The 1032-nt window shown below is 53.7% G+C and carries 2 protein-coding genes; both read right to left on the bottom strand.

Annotation, left to right across the window (positions count from 1 at the left end; genetic code table 11):
- The coding region (locus J4G07_00455) for a D-aminoacylase (protein ID MCE2412449.1) at positions 1 to 290 on the bottom strand (290 nt) is incomplete at its 3' end.
- On the bottom strand, positions 247 to 1032 hold a 786-nt coding region (locus J4G07_00450; GenBank protein ID MCE2412448.1), incomplete at its 5' end, for a hypothetical protein. The genes J4G07_00455 and J4G07_00450, both read right to left, overlap by 44 nt.

Below are 1032 nucleotides of genomic sequence, written 5' to 3'. Positions count from 1 at the left end.
TCCGCGGCAAGTCCTCGATCAATCCGTCCGCGATCGGAGAGTCGAAAGCGTTCAGCGGGAAAACCGCTCATTTTATAGACGGCTTCTTTCAATGAAATCAACTGGCGTTCGCGCACGAATTTGCCGAGATATTGCACGAAGCACCCGTAACTCCGTGGATGTGGATGCGGAATGTTGTAAACACCATCGCTGGCAATCATCATGCGCGGATGGCTCGCCGTGCGGTTCAAAATGCGTTCATTCTCTTCAGGCGGGGTTGCCCTGAATGAAATCGAAGGCGAATTCTTCATGAGATTTACCTTCGCTTTCAGCGGCTTCAGCGAGCGTCATTCCGATAAATCTACCCGATCGGTTGTAACCGACGATCTGGTTGCCGCCGCGTAATTCTCCTCGCAAGTACGAGATCGATTCTTCTCGGACTTCGGGGTTTTCCAAGTGTCCCAACATGTCAACAGGCGCGCCGGTCTGATATTCCATTGGGAGCATCATGGCGAGATGCGTCATGCCGGCGGGATAGAGATAGGATTCAAACGTCAAATCTATCTGTTCTTTCTCTACCCGTTCAAGTACGTCGGCGGCTTCATCGTCAACGCGCTCGTGTGAGATATGCACAGGAATTTCGGCACGTTGCGCAATCTCAATCGTCTCCTCCCACGCTTGTTTTCTACCGAGGATACGGTAGCGGATGTGCGCGGCGTAGATGGCATCGTAAGCCGCCGCAATTTTTGAGAGATGTACCAGTTCGTGCAAATCGGCATTCGCGGAGGGTTGATAATCCAGTCCTAAGCAGAGACAGCACGCACCCGCCTCTAACCATTCACGTGTTGTGCGTTCCATCACTTTCAACTCATCGGCAGTTGCCGGGCGCGGCTCCCACCCCATCGCACCGAGACGAACAGCACAGTGTGGCACTTGCGGGTAGAGGTTCGCTGGGATCCGCCCGTCGAACATACCGAGATATGCATCTGGTGTTTGCCAGTTGAGTGGGACTTTCGCATCGCCATACGCGAACTGCGTGTAGTGCCACATCTC

Source organism: Candidatus Poribacteria bacterium, assembly GCA_021295715.1.
GTDB lineage: Bacteria > Poribacteria > WGA-4E > WGA-4E > WGA-3G > WGA-3G.
This window is presented reverse-complemented; position numbering and strand designations above follow the sequence as displayed.